This is a genomic window from Pseudanabaena sp. lw0831 (assembly GCF_016584665.1).
In the GTDB taxonomy this organism is placed as follows: domain Bacteria; phylum Cyanobacteriota; class Cyanobacteriia; order Pseudanabaenales; family Pseudanabaenaceae; genus Pseudanabaena.
In genome coordinates this window covers 57806-76737 of sequence record NZ_BBJB01000003.1, presented here as the reverse complement: position 1 = coordinate 76737, position 18932 = coordinate 57806, and the positions used below count along the sequence as shown (strand labels likewise).

Here is an 18932-nt window from a genome sequence, read left to right as displayed (position 1 = left end):
GCAAATTTGGGTAGGTGAAGATCATTGAATAAGGTGCATGAATGAAGATAGGCGTAATCAAAGAAATAGAATTTGGAGAACGTAGAGTCGCTCTAATTCCTGAAGTGGTGAGTCGCTTGGTCAAAAGTGGTTTGGAAGTCTTAATCGAAAGTCATGCTGGCGAATCATCTTTTTTTGCGGACGCTGCTTATGAAGAAGTCGGAGCCAAGATTATTTTTGACAAGAATATTCTGATTAATGAATCAGATATTTTGCTAAAGGTGGGTGCGCCTCGCGAAGAAGAAGTGAGCATGTTCAAATCGGGGCAAATCATGATTGGTTTTCTCAATCCTTTAGGTAGACCTGAACTAATCCGCCGCCTCGCGCATCAGGGGGTAACAGCCATGAGCATGGAGATGATTCCCCGTAGCAGTCGGGCGCAAAGTATGGATGCTCTCTCCTCGCAAGCCTCGATCGCTGGTTATAAAGCTGTACTGATCGCGGCAGCAGCTTTGCCAAAATATCTGCCGATGTTGACCACGGCGGCAGGCACGATCCCGCCTGCGAAAGTGGTGGTATTGGGCGCGGGTGTGGCTGGGCTTCAGGCGATCGCAACCGCGCGTCGTCTCGGGGCACAGGTGGAAGCCTATGATATTCGTCCTGCGGTGCGGGAGGAAGTGCAGAGTCTTGGCGCAAAATTTATCGATGTAACCTTGGATGAGGATACGACCGCCGATGGTGGATATGCAAAAGAAATTTCTGAAGCAGCGAAACAACATGCTCAGGTCATTCTTGCCAAGCATATTAAAGAAGCGGATATTGTAATCACCACTGCCCAAGTCCCAGGTCGTAAAGCCCCCGTCATGGTGACTGATGCGATGATTGCCCACATGAAGCGTGGCTCGATCATTGTGGATATGGCTGGCGAACAGGGAGGCAACTGCGAAGGGACGATCGCTGGAAAGGATGTAATGTGTCATGGCGCAATGATTATTGCACCGATTAATTTGCCCTCATCAATGCCGATCCATGCTTCGCAAAAATACGCTAAGAATCTGCTCAACCTTCTCAATCACTTGATCAAGAAAGGCGAATTGGATCTTGATTTTGATGATGACATTATCAGCAGCACCTGTATCACTCACGCTGGCGAAATTCGCAATCAGCGCGTTAAAGATGCTCTCTCTCAATTAGCTGTCACCGCCTAGTCCAACATTCAATTGCATCGTCGGCACATCGTGCCGACGAAAATTAACTATGAACGAATCATTAATTAGCGCTCTATTTGTCTTTGTACTTGCTTCCTTTGCAGGATTTGAAGTAATTAACAAGGTTCCACCAACATTACATACTCCCTTAATGTCAGGTTCTAATGCCATTTCAGGAATATCTGTCATTGGGGCTTTGATTGTGGCGGGTAGTGATGTGAATCCTAATCTCTCCGTAATTCTGGGATTGATCTCGGTTGTCTGCGCCACGATCAATGTTGTCGGCGGATTTCTGGTTACCGATCGCATGTTGCAAATGTTCAAAAAGAAAGAGGCGTAAAGCACATGCTAGAAAATATTTTGGATTATGTCCCGACAGGGATTCAGCTTACCTATTTGGTGGCGGCTTCCTTATTTATGATCGGGCTTAAACAGATGGGATCACCTGCTACAGCACGTCAGGGGAATTTGCTTGGCGCGATCGCAATGTTATTGGCGGTTGTGGCGACGTTACTCGATAAGCAAGTATTGAGCTATGGCTTGATTTTGGTCGCGATCGCGATTGGCTCAGCGATCGGTTCTCTGATTGCTTACAAAGTGGCGATGACCGATATGCCTCAGATGGTTGGCTTGCTCAATGGTTTGGGCGGGTTGGCTTCATCTTTAGTGGCTGTGGGCGAATATTGGCGGGTAGTCAGTCATGGGTTGACATTGCCATTGGTCGATAATCTTTCGATTACCGCGAGTGTTCTCATCGGCAATATTACCTTTACGGGTAGCATGATTGCCTTTGCGAAATTGCAAGGGATCATGAAGGGCGCACCGATTCGTTTCGCCTATCAGCAAACCATCAATATTCTGCTGCTAGTCACTTTTGCCGTTGGTGCAGCCATGCTGATTGTCAATCCTGCTGATCTTGTCGCATTCATTTGCCTTAATGTCATTTCGCTGTTAGTCGGCATATTGTTTGTGATCCCCATCGGCGGCGGTGATATGCCCGTGGTCATCTCGCTGCTGAATTCTCTGTCAGGGGTTGCCGCTAGTGCCGCAGGCTTTGTGGTGATGAATAATGTGTTGATTATTTCAGGTGCATTGGTTGGCGCTTCAGGCTTAATCCTTACCCAAATTATGTGTAAGGCAATGAACCGTACTCTTCCTAATGTTTTGTTTAGTGGCTTTGGCACAACCTTAGTCACAGAGGGTGACGCAGGCAATAGTAGCAACAAAACCGTGAAAACTATTGACCCTGAAGAATGCGCGATGATGTTGGGTTATGCGCGATCGGTGGTAATCGTTCCTGGATATGGCATGGCAGTCGCTCAAGCGCAGCACGCTGTGCGTGAGTTATCGGATATGCTCGAACGCAAAGGTGTAGAAGTAAAGTTTGCCATTCATCCAGTTGCGGGGCGGATGCCAGGTCATATGAACGTGTTGCTAGCGGAGGCTAATGTACCTTACTCGCAACTCTATGACATGGACGATATCAATACTCAATTTGAGAATACCGATGTAGTATTGATTATTGGTGCGAATGATGTGGTCAATCCTGCGGCAAGGACTAATCAAGCTAGCCCGATTTATGGAATGCCGATTTTAGATGTGGATAAAGCTAAAAATGCGATCGTGATTAAGCGAGGCATGAGTGCTGGTTTTGCAGGTGTCGAAAATGACTTGTTCTATCAACAAAAAACAATGATGTTATTTGGTGGTGCTAAAGATATGGTGGGAAAACTTGCCAATGAGTTAAAGCAAATTTAAGCTAATTACCTCTGTGTAATAAGAAAATAAAAAGTGAATCGCCCGTTAAACGGGCGATTCACTTTTTGGAAGTTAGAGAGTCAACAGTGCAGAACGCTTTAACATCCGTAGTTATACCAATTCACGAAAGTGTGGCAACACTTTTGCGAATTAAAAACCAAACCCAGTAAGGAATGAAAATTAATTAACTTGTGCAATTAAAACCAAAATTTGTTGGGGCGGGCAAAGCCCGCCCCAACAAATTTTGGTTTTAATTAATTTTCATTCCTAAGGGTTTTAAAATCACAAAATGGCGTAGCCATTTTGTGATTTGGTATTACATTTGAATAGAAGCAAATTTATTAGCTATGAGCTTACGACGAATTTTTGCATTACTTCTTTTTGTCTTTGGCACATCCTTATTAATTTTTGGGGTGTGGCTGTATACCAACAGTCTTAATAATTCCTTTGCTGCCTTGATGTTTGCGGTTGGTGGATTGGCAATGATAGCGATCGCTGTTTTGGTTTATCGATCTACTAGCTTCCTAGAAGTAATTCGCGCTATTGCCTCTTGGATGCTGATCTTGGGAGGTGTACCAGCGATTGCCTTTCCTCTATTTGTAATGGTGGTAGGGGGAGATCTCCCCAATATGATTATGTTAGTTGGGCTTCCAGGATTAACGGCTGGTACTTTGGGCTGGACATTGCTCCAGCCAAAGTACCCCATTGTTATAGCGAAAAAGATTATCAGTGGAATGTGTATTACATCTGGTGCGGGGGCTGTTCTTTTTCCTATTGGGGTTTTGTCTATCTTCGGCACTACAATTGGCTTTGCTTCCATTGCGCCCATTTATGTCATATCTGGTGTAGGACTTGTCGCGATCGGTATCCGATTACGCAGACCACCCAAGACAGAGGAGAATTAGCTATCTCCAATTTGGAAAGAGAGTGGTGGTGCAAAGCACCACCACTCTCTTTTAAGCTTTATGTCTAAGCTAAAAGGGCAATAGCGATAAGAATTATGTAAAACCCCTATATTTCTTTAAAAATCTAGCATTTAATCGTTTCAGTTTCTAAAAAGTAAATTCATAATGGCAATTCCTAAACTGGGGAAAACACAATGGATATTCATTGGTGTATTTACAGCGATCGCTACTGGGGCGGGATGGTTTTGGGTGAAAAACAGCTATCCTTACTTATTAGAAAATCCGATCTGGCAGTTTAACAAACCATCAAATGAAACAATTATTCAATCCTTACCATCGGTGCGAAATATTGACTATCGCTCACTGCGATCGCTACTAGAAGCAAAACAATGGGAAAAAGCAGATCGAGAAACAGGACGATTATTAGCGAAAGCTAGTGATTTGGAGATATTTATACCAATGAGTAGGGAAGATATCCTTAATTTTCCTTGCACCGATCTCACAACAATTGATCGCCTATGGCAAAAAGCTAGCTTAGGACGCTTTGGCTTTAATGCACAAAGACTAATTGTGGAAAGAGAGGAAAATTTATCCAATTCTGGACAATCCAGGGAAATTTGTAGGCAGAAATGTAAATCTACAATACCAGGAAGATGTGCGGAGACTTGCCTCGCTGATGATATCTGGAACTTTACAACTGGAATCCCAGACAGAATGGGACGAGGGGATACCAAGTTTTTGAAACAAGGGCTTCAATTACCAGAGGGCTATTATCCTTCTTGGGGTATTTATTGGAAAACGGATTTTAACAATTTCCTGCCCTATACCTATCGTGAGTTTGCAAAGCGCTCGGCTATGTGTGGATTATGATAGATGTTGTGGCTCATCTGTACAGATAACGATATGACTCAAACTTCCCTTCCACCTTTAATCCAAGAACCACAAAGCCATCAATTCTCGCAACCAGAAAGTCCGCAGCCAAGCTTATGGTGGGCTGATTTTCGTCAAGAAGTGACAGCTTTAACTACGCGCCTATTTATCCAACTGCGTCGCCGCCCTACAACTTTGATCGCAGGTGTGTTGCAGCCATTGATGTGGTTATTGCTGTTTGGCGCATTATTTAGTGGGTTGCCCAAAGGTTTAGTCGGTGATGGTCAGACCTATGTGCAGTTTTTAGCGGCGGGGATCATTGTATTCACGGCTTTTAGTAGCGCACTTAATTCAGGATTGCCGATGCTATTCGATCGCGAATTTGGTTTCCTCAATCGCATCTTGGTCGCGCCCCTAGTATCGCGATTTTCGATCATTGCTGCCTCTGCGATTTTTATCATTGCCCTAAGTATGGTGCAAACTTTAGCGATCGTCTCGGTCAGTGGACTTATGGGTGCGGGGCTGCCGAGCCTAAGTGGTTTAGCTGTAATGGCTCTAATCCTGATGTTGCTAATCGTAGACTTTACGATGTTGAGTTTGGGACTTGCTTTTGCCATGCCTGGGCATCAAGAGATGCTTGCCTTTATTTTCTTGGTGAATTTGCCCTTAATGTTCTCTAGTACGGCTCTTGCACCACTTGCCTTTATGCCGACTTGGTTGCAATGGATTGCTAGTCTCAATCCTCTATCTTGGGCGATCGAGCCAATTCGCTATGTGTACAGCCATAGCACATGGGCTTGGGATAGCGTCGTGTTTACGGCTCCTTGGGGAAATATGACGATCTCCAATGCCGCGATCGCATTATTAGGTTTTGGCATATTCGTAAGCATATTCATTCGCGGTACTTTACGCCGAGGCATAGCATGATTGCAGAAACAGGTGAAGTCCCTGCTTTTCCTGAAGTTCAACCCTTTACCGATAACTGGTCATATCTGAAAGCGGAATTAGCTTGGCTCGATCGCGTATTGATGCGATCGCTAGCTAAGCAACGCCAAAACAATCAAGAAGTAGATCGCGTGGCAAAATCTGCCGCCGATCGCGCCACTAGCCATTGGTGGAAAGGATTTATTGCGATCGACCCATCTAAAGGCGGCAGTCTTGCGCCCAAAAATACACCACAGATTATCCATCCTCTTGGGCGCTATGGCGATCGCCTTGAAGTTAATCGCGCTCAAAATATCCACCTCGCAATTCCTACACTTTGCGATCGCTTAGAGTTAGGGGCTTTTGAGCGCGATCTGTTAATTCTTTGTCTCGCACCTGAGATTAGCCGCCGTTATGAAAGGATTTATACTTTTCTCAACAATGATGAAACTAATTGCCGACAACCAACAGTTGATTTAGCGCTGCGACTCTTTTGTCGATCCGATGCCGAATGGCGCAATGCGCGTAGTACACTCTCAGCAACATCGCCACTGATCAAGCGCAAAATCATTCAGCTTTATTTGCCCACGAGTGGTACAGCGCGATCGCTACTTTCCAAAGCGATGCTCCTCAGTGAAAAAGCTGCTACTTATATACTCAGCGAAGATATCCCAATTGAAACAGTTCTTCCTAAACCTAGGAAGAGAAAATCGTAAGGTGGGCAATGCCCACCCTACGATTAAACTAAATTAACCCGTTTCAAATGGTTTGAGCTTTTAGCCCGCACTTGATTGCAGGGCTACATCTGTGAGATTAAGCGCGATCGCATCTTTAATGCGCTGAATCACAAATGCTTTATCCAGATAAGAAAGTAAACTTCCCGCCTTGGGGCCACGCTCCTTATTTAAGAATGTGTAATACACTGCGGCAAAAGCATCTTTTTGCAAAATTTCTACCTGCTTCGAGGTGCTAAATAGCAAGGTTTGCAACTTTTCCCCATCCCAATGATCAGCGGCTTCGAGATTAGTCACTAGTGTTTCAAAATAAGTGATCTGTGCGGCAGTGAGGTTACTTGCTTTGTCAGGCATGGAGTCGAGATAGAGAACCAACTTCTCTTCTTCATCGGCATAGTCTTGCAACCATTTTTTGCCGACGCGGATGCGATCGCGGACTACTTCCCAGTCGCGATTGCTTAAGGGATTGGCACTTCTAGTAGCAATCTCTACTTCGAGATCGAGGTGAGGAATTTGTAAAAGCGAAATCAGCGTGCTGAAGTCAAAGGCTTGATAACCTTCCACTTTTTCTTCCAGATTCAGTTGTGAATAGATTAGAGGAACCAAGTCTTCTAGAGCCTTTTCATCTTTATCAGTATCATCCCGATATTTATCAATCAAGGTGTCATAGTCACGAAATAAACGAGTAATTGTCTCGTAGTTAGGAGAGAAATTGATGACGCTGCGAGGCTGTGTCCGCAACATCAAGAAACGCAATAATTCAGGTGGTAAAAGAGCCGCGATTTCCTTTGCACTGGAACCGACACCTTTAGAAGAACTCATTTTCGTTCCATTCACCAAAATAAATTCGTAGGGCGCATGGGTAGGTGGATTCTTTTTGAGAACCTTCCGACAAATGGAATTAGCGACATCGCGAGAGCCGCCTTTTTGGGAATGGTCTTTACCCGCCAATTCAATCGATACGCCAACAACTTCCCATTTAGCAACCCATTCTACTTTCCAAGGCAATTTACCATTGCCATCAAAGGGCGATACCCAGCCTGTATGACCGCAGCCTTTGACATATTCCATGGCGTTGGGCTGACAGGTGTAAAACACTTTGCCGTCTTGGTAGTCAGTCACAACTGTAGTGGCGATCTTGCCGCAGTTTTCGCAAATGGTTTGGAAGGGATACCAATTCTCGGGGCGATCGGCTTTGCTGACTTCTTTGTAGGCTTCACGCACAAGATGAGCATTGTTCAAGAACAAATCAATATATTGATTCATTTTGCCTGAACGGTAGAGATCTCGCAGGTAATAAATTTCGGGACGCACGCCTAGATGCTCGAACACTTCCAGAAATTCGCCCATGAAGTACTTGGCGTAGTCGGTTGCTGTGGCTTCGGGGGAAGGGACATTGCAGAGGGGCTGTCCCAAATAGGGTGCAAATTTGGCTTGATCTAAATAGTGGGGTACAGTGTCGAGCGCGTCGTAATCGTCAACGCCGTAGGTGAAGGTGACAGGTTTACCTGCGTGTTTGAGGGCGCGATAAATGGCATCGTGAATCACAACCCCGCGCAATGAGCCGACATGAACGCGCCCAGAGGGGGTTTTGGAATCGTTAACTATAATGCGATCGCCGCTTGCATCTGCTGCAATTTTATCCGCCCAAAACATAGTGGTAATTATCCGAAGGTCTTTCAAGAGTTAAGTTTGCGCGTGAACTTGCCTATTTAGACAATTTTGCGCCTTATGTAGTCTAACAGAATTGAAAATTGATAAACGTCCGCCGATCAAAACCAAGTTTGATTTGTGCAGCACCTACGGCGCTGCACAAATCAAACTTGATTTCATACTGCGCGATCGCAAAATACGTCTATTCCTATATGCATAAAAAAATACATTCGTTCTCTTTGTAACAAAAATTAAAAAATAATCGACTAACCTAAAGGTGTCGCGATATATTGCGGAGATCTCAATGGCTGCAAACAGAAAAGTCGAAATTCGCTATCTCACTTCGATCAAAAATGGGATGGCAGAGTTTTATACACCACAGGCAAGCGATGAAACCATGCTTGTTCAGGTCGCAGCAGGGGCAATCGATGATTTGTTTGTGCATCATTTCCAGACCGATCAACTGTTGGTGGTGCGCGGTAGCTTTGTTTTGGTGGTGCTATGCGATCGCCAATATCAATACATTCTCTTAAGTGAATATCGTCCTGCGGTGGTAACAATACCGCCCAATGTGCCACATGCGGCGATTAATCTCAGCGCTCAGCCTTGTGTGATGGTGAATGCTGTCTTGCGCCATGGTGCGCCCTATCCCAAAGATTACCAACCCCGTCGTCATCCTTTTCCCTATGATTTGGAGGCTGCACGTAATGCGATCGCCAATTTAGAACTTCCACTTATTGCCTAAATACCCCACTAAAGCAGTTTCCGATCAAAAGAAACACAATAAACTTTATAAATCTCTCTGAATTGAACTAAATTGATGGTCTTTGGCGTTTGCTTTCCCCCATTCACACATCAGTTCCATAATCGGTTTTAAGGTTTCGCCATGCGCTGTCAGTAAATATTCTACACGCGGCGGTGACTCAGCAAAAACTTGACGTTCGATCAGCCCATCGCATTCTAGTTCTCGCAATTGAGTCGTTAGTACTTTTTGACTAATTTGTGGCATTAACTGCATTAGTTCACCAAATCGCTTACGACCGCCTCTGAGCCACCAAAGGATTACAGATTTCCATTTCCCCCCGATGCGATCAAGAGTGAACTCTACAGGACAGCTATACTTTTTTTCAGCCATAATTCTATCAGTATCTATTTGGTAACTATTGGCAGGTAATGCTATTGATTATTAATCATTTTGTCTATTCCAACTACAAGTAAAAAATTACGAGTAAAAAATGAGTCAACCTATATGCGTAATCGCTGGCTTTGGTGCAGGTGTAAGTATGGGAGTAGCCAGATCCTTCGCCAAAGAAGGCTATAGCCTAGCATTGATCGCTCGTAACCTCGAAAAAATGGAAGCAAATGCCAAAGAATTGCGTCAGCTTGGCTATATAGTTCATACTTTTGCGGCAGATACTGGGAATAAAGATGCTTTGATTCAAGTATTTGCCGAGATTCGCAGCCAATTTGGCGACCCAGAGGTGCTGATTTACAATGCGGCTGTAATGACTATGACTAAGCCTAGTGACCTACCAACCGAGAAATTAATTTCAGATTTTAACGTCAATGTTGTCGGTGCATTAGTAGCCGCTCAACAAGTCATCCCAGCGATGAAGTCAAGTGGAAAAGGCACGATCCTATTTACAGGTGGTGGACTTGCGTTATATCCATCTTCGGATTTGGTGTCTTTAGCTATTAGTAAATCAGGTTTGAGAAGTTTAACATTTTGCTTGGCTGAAGAACTGAAAGAGTTTGGTATTCATGTTGGTACGGTAACGATTTGCGGCACAGTAGAAGTCGGTACTCATTTCGATCCTGATGCGATCGCGCAGTCCTACATGACTTTACATAAGCAGCCGCCTGAGAAATTTGAAGCTGAAATAATTTACCAATAATATTTAAGGAATAAAATCATGATAGAAGCTCAAACCGCCCTCGTTGCTGCCCAAACTATTGCTAAATTTCCTGTAAATACATTTTTAGAGAGTATTGCTGTGGCTGCGGATAATACTTTATTTATCACCAGTCATTACGAAGGCAAGGTCATTCGGATCGGAGCTGATGGAGTTCCCACAACCTATGCAACTATTGCAGGTAAAGCAACAGGTCTAGCAATGACGAGCGATGGAGATCTGCTACTATCAGGATGGGATGATCAAGAAACTTCTGTTGTATGGCGCATCGCTACTGATGGAACAATTGAGCTTCTAGCAAAATTGCCAGAGGCTATATTTCTAAATGGTCTAACCAGACTGATGGGCGATCGCTACTTAATCGCTGATTCCTATCGTGGGGCTATATGGGAATTGAATGTTTCTACTAAAACCGTTAGGATCTGGCTTGAACATTCCGATCTTGCGCGAAGTTCATCGGAAGAAGTCTTTCCTGCGGTTAATGGCTTGAAAATTTATGATAACTTTCTCTATGCTTCTAACACCCAAAAGCAGCAGATTGTCAGAATCCCAATTCTTCCTGAAGGTCTCGCTGGTGAGCCAGAGATTTTTCTAACTGGCATTAATCTCGATGATTTTGCATTTGACCAAATCGGGAATCTTTATGGTACGACCCATGTTTTTAACAGCGTCGTAAAAATCAGTCGCGATCGCACGGCAAACACCATTGCTCAACTAGAACAGGGCGTAGCAGGTAGTACAGCCTTGGCTTTTGGTATAACTGAAGAAAATCTCACAAGTATCTATGTCACAACTAATGGCGGTATGTCTTATCCTCCTGCAACAGGAATTGAGCCTGCTAAAGTGGTTCGGCTTGAAGTTGGTGTTGCTGGTCTACCGCTTATTTAGAGTAAATGAATCATATCAATCAAATGGAACCAGATGACACTCCCGTAACTGTTGATGTCGTTCTAAGCGTCAAGCCGTCCTGTGAGCATGAGTTTGAGGGCATTTTAACAGAGATGATTTCTGCTGCTGAAATGTTTGAAGGGCATTTAGGGGTGAATGTTTTTCGCCCTTCAGATGCATCGAATCTTCAGTATCGAGTTGTATTCAAGTTCGATCGCCTGAGCAATTTTCGACAGTGGGAAAGCTCAGAAATTCGCAAAGGCTATCTTGCCCAGATAAATCGATTGGTTACAGATAAAGGTCAGTTTCAGATCCTTACTGGTTTGGAATCTTGGTTCACTCTATCCACCAATAAAGCGATCATGCCTCCACCTCGTTACAAGATATTCATTTTGACTTGGATTACCATCTTTGTCTTAGTAAATTTCATGAATCGATTTGTTATGCCTTACCTCTCATTTCTATCGCCTTTGCTATCAACATTGATTATTTCAGGTTTAATGGTGCTAGCTATGACTTACGTAATCATGCCTCGAATCACTAAGCTCTTTGCCAAGTGGCTTTATCCCAAGCCTTAAAGAATCCTGACAATGATTTGTACACATAGCGATCGCTTAGTATTCACAACTCACAACTTACTGTAATTGAGATCGCAAATTTAGAGCTTCCACTTATTGCATTGTAAATTAAACTGACTTTAAAGAAACATTAAACTCACTCCCCTTGCCCAGTTCACTAGTTACTTGAATGTTGCCGCGATGTTTATGGGCGATCGCTTTAGCAATTGCTAGCCCCAATCCCGATCCGCCTGTGGTGCGAGAGCGATCGCGGTCAGCACGATAAAAGCGATCAAAAATATATGGTAAATCTTGCGCGGCGATGCCGATACCTGTATCGCGAATATGGATGATTGCTTCGCGATCTTGAAGAGTTAGGGAAATAGAAACAGTTCCATTTAGATTGGAATATTGAATAGCGTTGGCGATGAGATTAGAGAATAGCCGATATAGCTGGGACGTATTGCCCATAACGAATAGACTTGTTTCTGTTTTGAGATCTAGATTGAGGCTGATGTCTGAAGCTAGGGCGAGAGGAGCTAACTCTTCGACAAGATCACTGAGAATGTCATTCAGACAGCATGGCGAAAATTTGGGTAAATCAGTCTCAATATCTAATCGCGATAATAGCAATAAATCTCCAACCAATTGAGAAAGACGACCATTTTGGCGCTCAATCACGCTTAAGATGGAACGAGAATCTGTTTCTGGAAGAGAATCCATCGCTAAGGATGACTCAACGGTTGCCATGATCGATGCGAGTGGTGTGCGTAACTCATGGGCAACATCGGCAGTGAATTGTTGAATCTGTTGATAGGAAGTATAAACTGGTTGCATAGCGATTTTGGCTAAATACCAACTTGCGATCGCAATCACCACAAATCCAATGGGAAGCCCTAATAATAGAGCTAGTTTTGACTCGCTTAAGTGGCGATCGTAATCTGCCATCGATCGCCCGATTTGCATGTAGCCCCAAGGTAATCCTGCGGAATTTTTGAGCAATAGAGAGAATTGATAATAGTGTCTGCCTTGCGAATCTCGGAGCATTTGCCAGACTGCATCTCGATTTACTTCTAGATCTGGCAGGTTGCCGACTGTGGCGATGGTCTGATAATTGCGATCGCGAAAATGGATGTAATAGTCATTGGTTTGGGTGACACCGAGAATATGTCGATCACTCAGATTTTGTTGAGTATTCGCACATGGTTCAGTAACTACACAGAGATTGGGAAGTACATTCTGGACATAGGGATTCATCTGATCAGGCTGTTGCAGCATTGGCTCCAGTGTGTCGTGCAGAGTTCCTGCCACTGCTTCGATCTCGTCTTGTAATCCTTGCCAATGGGCATGAACCATCATCTGATAGGCTCCAGCTCCTGCTAGACAAAGAATGATTCCCATCACGCCTGAATACCAGATGGCAAGCCGCCAACGGGCGCGAAAGAATAAATTATTTTGGTTCATTTGCTTCATTTAGGCGATACCCCAATCCATAGATAGTTTCAATGGAAAGCAAACAATTACTATCCGCAAGTTTGCGCCTTAGTAAACGCATTTGGGCGGCGACCACATTGCTTTCTGGCTCCGATTGGATTTCCCATAGTTGATAGAGAATTTGATCGCGAGAAATAATTTGATTGGGATGCTGCATAAAGTATTCCAAAAGCTGAAACTCCTTTGCAGTGAGGGAAACTTGTGTGGATTTGCCATTAATATCTTCAGAAGAAACCGTGGCAGTATTGTAATCTAGGGTGAGATTTCCTACTTTTAATTGAATCGCTTGCAATTGAGGCGATCGCCTTTGTAATGCTCGTAACCGCGCCAATAACTCGACCATCCCGAAAGGTTTTACTAAATAGTCATCGGCTCCTGCATCCAGTCCAATAACACGATCTTCGATACTATCTTTGGCGGTGAGCATTAAAATTGGCAATGTACTTTTTTGCGATCGCAATTTTTTACATAATTCCAATCCTGATAAACTCGGTAACATCCAATCAAAAATCCCGACTGTGTATTGCGTCCATTGGTTCTCCAGATAATTCCAAGCTTCAGCGCCATCTTTCGCCCAATCGACGACATACTTTTCTTGGCGCAAACGATTTGCGATCGCTGCGCCAAGGTCAGGTTCATCTTCTACTAATAGAATTCGCATAGGTTATTTCTAGTAATCATCTAATGTGCGGCGCTTTGCGCCGCACATTACAAAGCACTTATCGCTTAAAAGCAAATCTACCATTGATCTTCTCACCTTTAATTTCGCTGAGGATTACGACCTTGTATTCCCCTGCAACTGTTTCGGACAACAATGCTCCATAATGTTTTCCATCTGTCTTATATGGCATATCCAGAGTTTTTTTTGAGCCATTGGGGAGTTGCACCTGTGCGCTTACTTTTGCATCAGGGATTGGTGAATGGTCACTGCCATTTTGCAAAAACAGATCGATATGGACACCCCCATCTTCGTTTATAGCTACCAATTCTAAATGGTATGCGCCAACTTCGACAACTTGTCCACCTTGATTAGCTTTACCATTATTCCCACTTGGCTTGTCATTGGCTTTGTCACTATTTTTTGTTGCAGTGGCTTTAGTTGGTTCGCTAGTATTAGCAGGAGTTGGGATAGGATTTGGCGCTGCTGTTTTTGTCTCTGGGGTAGGACTAGAACAAGCGGCGATCGCAATGATGCCGATTAGTCCTGACGAGATTGTGAGAGATTTTAAAGATTTTAGCGATCGCATAGTAATAAGCTCCATTTAGTTGTTTAGTGTTGTGCGGCAAAGCCGCACAACAATTGTTATAGGTTGATAGATGTTTTGAGTTTGGGTACGAGATATTTCCAGAAGCGAGAGTAGATCGCAGGAAGTACGAGCAAGGTAAGCGCAGTGGAAGTAAATAAACCGCCTAAAACCACGATGGATAGGGGTTGCAGTAATTCCTTGCCTGCACCACCTGCCACAACTAGAGGCGCTAATCCTAGAGCGGAAGTGAACGCAGTCATCAGGATAGCGTTGAGTCGTTCCATTGATCCTTGGATCAATAGATCTCTCAAGGGCATTCCTGATGCAAATTTGGTGTTGTAGTTGTCTACTAGCAGTAAACCATTGCGGGTTGCGACCCCAAATAAAGTCACAAATCCCACAAGTGAAGCGATCGACAAAACGCCGCCCGTCAGTGCCACAGCAATTACGCCGCCCACCATTGCTAGGGGCAGATTAATCATAATCATCACAGTGGAGGCAACTGATTTGACTGAGAGATACATGATCACCGTAATCACCACAAATGCGATCGCGCTAAACAGCACAATATTTTGCGAGGCTCTTCCTTCAGCTTCAAATTGTCCTGCATATTGGATGTAGTAACCCGCAGGAATCTGCACCTGTTGCTTAACCTTTGCCTGAATCTCGCTCACGACCGAGCGTAAATCGCGCCCCTGTGCATTTGCTGCCACGACAATCAATCGCGAAACATTTTCACGGTTAATCGTATTTGCGCCCTTGCCATCGATAATTTTTGCCACTTGCGCCAAGGGAATTTTATTGCCAGTAGGAGTATCCACCATCAGATTACCGATCTGATCTAAATTTTGGCGAGCTTCAGGCTTTAGCCATACGACAAGATCAAAGGTTTGCTGTTGTTCCAGAACTTGGGAAACTACTTTTCCATTTAAAGCCGTCTCAACTGTTTCTGAAAGCTTGCCAATGGTCAAACCATATCTTGCTGCTGCAATGCGATCAAATTTAATTTGAATTTGTTCTACAGGAATCTGTGGTTCGAGTTGCAAATCGACTACACCTTCAACCGATCGCATGACATCATTTACTTGCTGTCCTAAAGTGCGAAGTTGCTCTAGTTCCGCACCAAAAATCTTGACAGCGATCGCACTTCTGACCCCAGACAACACTTCATCCATGCGGTGCGAAATAAATCCGCCGACATTTGGAGCTGCGCCGATTACCTTCCCAAACTCTTGGCGCAATAAATCGATGCTTGCCTTGCGATCCTTCATACCCATCTCGCTCAACTCCACATCGACATGCGCCAAGTTCACCCCTGCGGCATCAGCATCACCTTCCGCCCGACCAGAACGCACTTGAATGTTCTGGAATTTAGGATTGTCTTTTAGCTTATGCTCTAGTACTGAGGCGGCGCTGTTGGTTGCTTCTAGGGAAGAACCTGGATAAAGCAGTAATGTATTAACCAGCGATTGCTCCTGAAACTCAGGGAGAAAGATGCGTCCAAAGGATGGAACCACGATCGCAGAAACCAGTAAGCTCGCTGCCGCAATACCAATAACGATCTGCGATCGCTGCATCGCAAATTTGATTAGTGGCAGATAAAATTTTTTAAAAAACCTCGCTACCCAAGGCTCCCGCTCAGGAAGATGTCCGTGAGGCAGCAAAATCGCACAGAGGGCAGGCGTGACTGTGAGCGCTACAAAGCTAGATGCTAATACTGCGGCTAAGTAACCCAAACCCATCGGAATAAAAATGCTTCCCTCCACACCAGTGAGCGCAAAGATTGGTGAGAAGACAACAATTGTAATAATCGTGGCTCCAAATACCGAATCGCGCACTTCCTGACATCCATCAAAAACCACCTCTAAAACTGGTCTAGGATGATCAGAATGTTTGTTTTCCCGCAGACATCGGTACACATTTTCAGCATCAACGATCGCATCATCCACCGCCGAACCGATCGCCACTGCCAAACCGCCTAGTGTCATCGTGTTCAAGCCCTGCCCTAACCAGTTAAGGGCAAGTACCCCGATCAATAGAGACAAAGGTAAAGCTGCCAAACATACCACTAAGTTCCGCCAGTTCATCAAGAATGGGATCAAAATTAGGGCAACGATAATACTTCCTTCGATTAAGGCTTCCTGCACATTCTCAATCGACGCATCGATATAAGCTTCTTGACGGAAAGTGGTGTTAATTTTAATGCCCTCAGGTAAGCCTGCCTTCACCTCATTCATGGCAGCTTCGACAGCACGAGTGACGGTGGGCGTATCCGCTTGCGGCTGTTTATTGATAATTGCCACGACCGCTTTTTCGGTATTCACACTGGCATCACCCCGCTTCACGGCTGCACCGATTTTAACATCAGCAACATCGCTAATCCTGACTGGTACACCATTACGAGACATAATCACGGATTGTTTGAGAGCCTCAATATCCTCAATCCGCCCAATACCTCGAATCAATTTTTCGCGATCGGGCGTAATCAAATAACCACCCGCAGCATTCACATTGGCTGCCGCCACAGCATCCGATACCTCTTGCAGCGATACATTAAAAGCCTGTAATTTTTCAGGAGCTACGAGAACTTGATATTGCCGTACATCGCCCCCAAATACAATCACTTGGGCAACTCCTGATACGGCAAGCAATCGATTTGTAACTTGCCAATCGACAAATCGCCGCACTTCCATCAAGTCATTGCTTTTTGACGTGAAAGCATAGGTAATAATTGTACCAATCGGCGAACTAATGGGCGCTATTTGTGGAGCTTCCACGGATGCAGGCAATTTACTTCGAGCCGCCTGTAAGCGCTCCGTCACCAATTGTCGAGCTTGATAAATATCGGTTCCCCATTTAAAAATAACGCGCACAACTGAGATGCTAGCAGCACTCGATGAACGCACCGCAGTTACTCCCGCAGTTCCATTAATGGCGCTCTCAATGGGCAATGTCACCAGTGATTCCACTTCTTCAGGAGCTAATCCTGCTGCTTCAGTTTGAATTTCGACTTGTGGTGGTGCAAAGGGTGGGAATACATCCAAAGGCATTTGGATGATGGTACGAAAAATCCAAATGGTAAGAATCATCGCCCCCAAAACAACCAACCAACGACGGGCGATCGCCCATTTAATGATGGAACTGAGCATGAAGTCAATTATCGAGAGTAAGTGGGTGTAGCATCTCACTCTCTCATACAACTATGAAATCAGGATGAAATTACGATCCCCAAAATTCTAAGATCCGATCGCCCCGTGACATATTCTTTTGCCAAAGCTAGGAGTTCATAGCGATCACAAATTATTAAACCAAGTGATGACCTATGGCAGATTGCAAAGAGATACTAATGAATGGTGGCATTTTTCGCGTGGCGATCAACTTTGGACATGGATTAGTAATAAGAAACTTGCGATTTATACATATATTTTTGGTTACTTCTTCTTAGACAACAATGAAACATTACCAAAACAAAAGACTTGAACTATTTGTATAAGAGCATACAAACAAACAATTAATTTCTTGTCAAAATTTTGATATGTTAAGTTTGGCACTGGTCAGATAATGTGGGATGGGTTCTGAAACGTCCATTTCATGCCGATAAAAAAGACGCAAATACGTCGATCACGATTTAGCTGACCAGTGCCCAATTTAGAGAAAAATAATTTTTTCAAAAGTGTTAAGTTAGACAATTCTGCCTAGACTCAGTTGTCGGAGTATAAAGCTTTAAAAGCAGATGTAGTTAAATAATCGTCTGATATGTTGATCGCTAATTTATATCACTACTTTCAACTTCTTCAAGAAAAGAGATCGCATCTTGAATGACCATAGCTATATTTGGCTGATCACAAGAAATTACACGATCGGGAAGATGCTTATGGTGAGGGAAACTCGACAAACTAGGAAAATGGGGCGTATTGTCATAGCGAAAAATTAGATTGTTCTGTCCATCTTGAAAATGATAGCGATAATCAATCGCCTTAATTTGATCGTCTACAACAACCAAAGCCTCACTGATAGAAAGTAAATATTTGAAATAAAAACGTAATCTCAGTTTGAGATTAGCCCGCTCACTAGATAGAATTGTAGCGTTGTAATTCTCTACATAGACATTAGGATAGACTTCTAAAAGCTGATCTATGCGATCGCAATAATCCCTAAAACTATTACGCGACATTTCTTAATTTACTCTCTAATTCTTGTCGTAAAGCTAGATAATGACGGTAATTACTCGCCCAATCAAAAGTATCTTCATCATCACCCGTTTTGCCTTGCTGATACTGCACAAAAAAGTCGGCTGAGTCAGTTTGATATTTAATCTCATAACTGTATAATTGCTTAGCTAAAGCTACTAAAGCATCTAGAGGCGATGTATATTCAGTAATCTGTTTACGCATGACAATACCCGAATTTATTCTTTATGTGTTTGAGAAGCTTCTACATACGAACTCGTTCTTTCAATCTCGCCATCACACTTTCACCATCCAGCCCTTCACCCCGATCTAGTTGAGCTTAGACCATCAGCCACCTTTTGGCGAGTATCTCGCAACCATTGCTCGTAATGCTTATCTCTTTCCTCAAGCAACCGAAACGCCTCAAAAATCACCTCATCAGCAGATCCATACTTACCACTATTGAGCTTCTTTTGAATAAACTGCTCTTGCTCAATTTTTAAGGCAATACTCATGATTTGCATCCTAAGTCATGTAATCATCAGTAATTATAGCAAAGGCTGTAAGAATAGAGACACTTAAACAATCGCATGATATAGCGATCGCGAATCTATACCACTACTTCCAATAAGC

The 18932-nt window shown here is 43.9% G+C and carries 21 protein-coding genes; 12 read left to right on the top strand and 9 right to left on the bottom strand.

Annotated features, from left to right (window positions below):
- Window positions 1-41: 41 nt before the first annotated feature.
- The 7 genes from APA_RS01015 (at window position 42) to APA_RS00985 (ending at window position 6360) form a co-directional block, all read left to right on the top strand.
- Window positions 42-1187, top strand: coding sequence for a Re/Si-specific NAD(P)(+) transhydrogenase subunit alpha (locus tag APA_RS01015; RefSeq protein WP_201320462.1), 1146 nt, complete (start codon window positions 42-44; stop codon window positions 1185-1187).
- A 49-nt stretch (window positions 1188-1236) separates the two neighbouring features.
- Complete coding sequence (locus APA_RS01010; RefSeq protein ID WP_094533598.1) at window positions 1237-1527, top strand: NAD(P) transhydrogenase subunit alpha; 291 nt, start codon at window positions 1237-1239, stop codon at window positions 1525-1527.
- 17 nt (window positions 1528-1544) lie between these two features.
- Entirely contained in the window at window positions 1545-2945 is a 1401-nt protein-coding gene (locus tag APA_RS01005) for an NAD(P)(+) transhydrogenase (Re/Si-specific) subunit beta (protein ID WP_374101334.1), read from the top strand.
- Window positions 2946-3292: 347 nt separating this feature from the next.
- Window positions 3293-3850 (top strand): hypothetical protein, encoded by a 558-nt coding sequence (locus tag APA_RS01000; RefSeq protein WP_201320460.1) that lies wholly within the window; start codon window positions 3293-3295, stop codon window positions 3848-3850.
- A gap of 165 nt (window positions 3851-4015) precedes the next feature.
- Window positions 4016-4720 carry a GUN4 domain-containing protein gene (locus tag APA_RS00995; RefSeq protein ID WP_201320459.1) on the top strand — a complete coding sequence of 235 codons (705 nt, stop codon included), beginning with the start codon at window positions 4016-4018 and terminating at the stop codon, window positions 4718-4720.
- Window positions 4721-4753: 33 nt separating this feature from the next.
- Entirely contained in the window at window positions 4754-5647 is an 894-nt protein-coding gene (locus APA_RS00990) for an ABC transporter permease (protein WP_201320458.1), read from the top strand.
- A complete protein-coding gene (locus APA_RS00985) occupies window positions 5644-6360 on the top strand; it encodes a hypothetical protein (protein WP_201320457.1) in 717 nt (238 codons plus the stop codon). Before APA_RS00990 ends, APA_RS00985 begins: the two co-directional genes overlap by 4 nt.
- Before the next feature lie 60 nt (window positions 6361-6420).
- Here the strand turns inward: APA_RS00985 and lysS are convergent, their stop codons facing one another.
- On the bottom strand, window positions 6421-8034 hold the full coding sequence (lysS, locus tag APA_RS00980) for a lysine--tRNA ligase (RefSeq protein ID WP_201320456.1): 1614 nt from the start codon (window positions 8032-8034) through the stop codon (window positions 6421-6423).
- Window positions 8035-8335: 301 nt separating this feature from the next.
- On the opposite strand from lysS, the gene APA_RS00975 reads away from it, so the two are divergent.
- Window positions 8336-8776, top strand: a complete 441-nt coding sequence (locus tag APA_RS00975; protein WP_201320455.1) for a cupin domain-containing protein — start codon at window positions 8336-8338, stop codon at window positions 8774-8776.
- A gap of 45 nt (window positions 8777-8821) precedes the next feature.
- On the opposite strand, the gene APA_RS00970 is transcribed toward APA_RS00975, so the two are convergent.
- Window positions 8822-9166 carry a helix-turn-helix domain-containing protein gene (locus tag APA_RS00970; protein WP_201320454.1) on the bottom strand — a complete coding sequence of 115 codons (345 nt, stop codon included), beginning with the start codon at window positions 9164-9166 and terminating at the stop codon, window positions 8822-8824.
- A gap of 100 nt (window positions 9167-9266) precedes the next feature.
- Between APA_RS00970 and APA_RS00965 the strand changes: the two genes are divergently transcribed.
- Genes APA_RS00965 through APA_RS00955 form a run of 3 tightly spaced genes read left to right on the top strand, consistent with a single transcriptional unit; the run spans window position 9267 to window position 11410 of the window.
- Window positions 9267-9926, top strand: coding sequence for an SDR family NAD(P)-dependent oxidoreductase (locus APA_RS00965; protein ID WP_201320453.1), 660 nt, complete (start codon window positions 9267-9269; stop codon window positions 9924-9926).
- A gap of 18 nt (window positions 9927-9944) precedes the next feature.
- Window positions 9945-10832 (top strand): SMP-30/gluconolactonase/LRE family protein, encoded by an 888-nt coding sequence (locus tag APA_RS00960; protein WP_201320452.1) that lies wholly within the window; start codon window positions 9945-9947, stop codon window positions 10830-10832.
- Between the two features lie 5 nt (window positions 10833-10837).
- Entirely contained in the window at window positions 10838-11410 is a 573-nt protein-coding gene (locus tag APA_RS00955) for an antibiotic biosynthesis monooxygenase (protein ID WP_201320451.1), read from the top strand.
- 108 nt (window positions 11411-11518) lie between these two features.
- On the opposite strand, the gene rppB is transcribed toward APA_RS00955, so the two are convergent.
- Genes rppB through APA_RS00935 form a run of 4 tightly spaced genes read right to left on the bottom strand, consistent with a single transcriptional unit; the run spans window position 11519 to window position 17279 of the window.
- On the bottom strand, window positions 11519-12853 hold the full coding sequence (rppB, locus tag APA_RS00950) for a two-component system sensor histidine kinase RppB (RefSeq protein WP_201320450.1): 1335 nt from the start codon (window positions 12851-12853) through the stop codon (window positions 11519-11521).
- Window positions 12840-13544, bottom strand: coding sequence for a two-component system response regulator RppA (gene rppA / locus APA_RS00945; protein WP_201320449.1), 705 nt, complete (start codon window positions 13542-13544; stop codon window positions 12840-12842). The genes rppB and rppA overlap by 14 nt, the downstream gene beginning before the upstream one ends.
- Before the next feature lie 58 nt (window positions 13545-13602).
- Window positions 13603-14145 (bottom strand): hypothetical protein, encoded by a 543-nt coding sequence (locus tag APA_RS00940; protein ID WP_236579351.1) that lies wholly within the window; start codon window positions 14143-14145, stop codon window positions 13603-13605.
- A 41-nt stretch (window positions 14146-14186) separates the two neighbouring features.
- Window positions 14187-17279 (bottom strand): efflux RND transporter permease subunit, encoded by a 3093-nt coding sequence (locus tag APA_RS00935; RefSeq protein ID WP_201320448.1) that lies wholly within the window; start codon window positions 17277-17279, stop codon window positions 14187-14189.
- Between the two features lie 118 nt (window positions 17280-17397).
- On the opposite strand from APA_RS00935, the gene APA_RS00930 reads away from it, so the two are divergent.
- Window positions 17398-17610 (top strand): M15 family metallopeptidase, encoded by a 213-nt coding sequence (locus APA_RS00930; protein ID WP_236579350.1) that lies wholly within the window; start codon window positions 17398-17400, stop codon window positions 17608-17610.
- Window positions 17611-17896: 286 nt separating this feature from the next.
- On the opposite strand, the gene tumE is transcribed toward APA_RS00930, so the two are convergent.
- The 3 genes from tumE to APA_RS00915 form a co-directional block, all read right to left on the bottom strand.
- Complete coding sequence (gene tumE / locus APA_RS00925; protein WP_201320447.1) at window positions 17897-18304, bottom strand: toxin TumE; 408 nt, start codon at window positions 18302-18304, stop codon at window positions 17897-17899.
- Complete coding sequence (tumA, locus tag APA_RS00920) at window positions 18294-18524, bottom strand: antitoxin TumA (RefSeq protein WP_201320446.1); 231 nt, start codon at window positions 18522-18524, stop codon at window positions 18294-18296. Before tumA ends, tumE begins: the two co-directional genes overlap by 11 nt.
- 95 nt (window positions 18525-18619) lie before the next feature.
- Window positions 18620-18814, bottom strand: a complete 195-nt coding sequence (locus APA_RS00915; protein WP_236579349.1) for a type II toxin-antitoxin system ParD family antitoxin — start codon at window positions 18812-18814, stop codon at window positions 18620-18622.
- Between the last annotated feature and the right edge of the window lie 118 nt (window positions 18815-18932).